The sequence below is a fragment of the Mesorhizobium sp. P2_F8 genome (assembly GCF_056403655.1).
This window is the reverse complement of record NZ_JBFUFB010000089.1, coordinates 1-1,729: the sequence shown is the minus strand read 5'-3', so window position 1 is coordinate 1,729 and position 1,729 is coordinate 1. Positions and strand designations below refer to the sequence as shown.

The following is a 1,729-nucleotide window of genomic DNA, read 5'->3' as shown; positions in this document are numbered from 1 at the left end:
GGCCATGTCCTCGAGCGCGATAGAAAATTCTCCCCTCGCCTCGTCCGTTGTCAGATCCACGATGTCATCGCAGTCGATCTCATAGGAACACAGCACGCAAGGATCGATCCGGTGCGCGAACCCCTGGTTGGCTTCCTTGACCGCTGTCATGATGGTCAGCGCCAAATAGAGCGCCGGCACGCCTTTGGGATTAAATCGCGCACCTCTGATCGCCGCCCCTTCGCCGGAAGTCGGCTTGAATGCCCAACGTGGATCGTGTGCCCGGTAGCAGGTTCCAACGAACCTCAAGCGAAACCACCAACGGCCATGTGATCGAGATAATCACGGACCGCAGCGGCCTTGCCTTCCTTCACCAGCGCTTCAGCAGTGCGTCCGCCAAATGCTGGAAGCGGCTGAGCTCGATACCAAGCCATCGCCTGCTCCTTGCCGCCCGCCCAATCCGTCACGCGACTGATGATCTCAAGCATTTCCCGCAGACGCCCCTGTGTCTTAACCGTAGCGCTGCGCTCTGAGCGATAAAGGGTCTCGCGAGCAAGACCGGCGGTCTGGGCCAACTGGCCCTTGGACATGCCAAAACCGTCCGCGACCTGCTCGATCGCAATCTTCCCGTTCCGGTCCATATAGGACAAGATGAGAGGTCCATTCTGCTCGGGGATCTTGAGTGCATGGGCCACAGAATTCATCCTACCATATTGAGAGTCATATTTCTTGTGCAAAAGATATGGCAGTTCTCGGCACCTTTCAAGCCCAGGACCGAACCATTTAAGCTGCTGCCACCGCCCTAGCACGCACGCGGATCAAGCTGACCGTGCGCGCGCTTATGTCGAAGCAGCGAGTTCGGCAAACACCCGTCGCGCCTATGCCGCCAACTGGAAGCATTTTTTGAGCCCGGTGCCGGCGTCAGCCGTTTGATCCGCAGCCGCCAGACCCACAGATCGTCGGCCTCTACATCACGGCCCAAGCCTCGGGATCGGCAAGGGACACAAGTCGGCGTCGACCATCGAGTGCTGCCTATCGTCGCTGACTTGGCACTATACGCTACGCGCTCGACCGTTCGACCGGAAGGACCGGCATATCGCCACCGTGCTCGCCGGCATCCGTAACAAACACGCCTCCCCTCCCCATCAAAGGAAGCCATCCTGCGCGACGTTCTTCTCCCCATGCTGGAAACGCTTGACCGCGGCACCTGCGCGGTCTGCGCGACCGCGTCATGTTGCTTTTGGGCTTCGCCGGTGGCTTGCGCCGATCCGAAATCGTCGGCCTCGATGTTGCGCGCGATCAAACCGACGACGGTCGCCGCTGGGTTGAATTCTTTCCAGACAAGGGCGTGCTGGTTACGTTGCGGGGCAAGACCGGCTAGCGCGAGGTCGAAATTGGTCGCGGCTCGTCCGACGTCACCTGCCCGGTCGTCGCCCTGCAGACCTGGCTGAAGCTGGCCCGTATTGCGGGTGGTCCCCTCTTCCGCTGCGTCACCGGTCAGGGCAAAGTGGTGGGAGCCGAGCAGCTGAACGGTCAGGAGGTGGCGCGGCTGGTCAAACGCGCGGCCTTGGCCGCCGGCGTGCGCGGGGATCTTTCCGAGGCCGAGCCGGCCAAAAGTTTTCTGGCCATTCGCTGCGCGCAGGCCTCGCGTCCTCCGCCGAGGTTGGTGAACGCTATGTGCAGAAGCAGCTTGGCCACGCCTCTGCCGAGATGACACGCAAGTATCAGGGAGGGCGTGACCGTTTTCGAC

At 61.4% G+C, this 1,729-nt stretch carries 2 protein-coding genes and 1 pseudogene; 1 reads left to right on the top strand and 2 read right to left on the bottom strand.

Features of this window, described 5'->3' with window-relative positions; all coding sequences use genetic code 11:
• Together AC1DZP_RS36065 and AC1DZP_RS36060 are read right to left on the bottom strand one after the other, a co-directional pair.
• Window positions 1-288 (bottom strand): RES family NAD+ phosphorylase (locus tag AC1DZP_RS36065; RefSeq protein WP_477309106.1); only part of this gene is annotated, 288 nt, incomplete at its 3' end.
• Window positions 285-674: an MbcA/ParS/Xre antitoxin family protein gene (locus AC1DZP_RS36060; RefSeq protein WP_411908802.1), complete on the bottom strand. Its 390-nt coding sequence runs from the start codon at window positions 672-674 to the stop codon at window positions 285-287. The genes AC1DZP_RS36065 and AC1DZP_RS36060, both read right to left, overlap by 4 nt.
• Before the next feature lie 34 nt (window positions 675-708).
• Between AC1DZP_RS36060 and AC1DZP_RS36055 the strand changes: the two are divergent.
• Window positions 709-1,729: pseudogene (locus AC1DZP_RS36055) on the top strand (tyrosine-type recombinase/integrase); the annotation flags it as partial.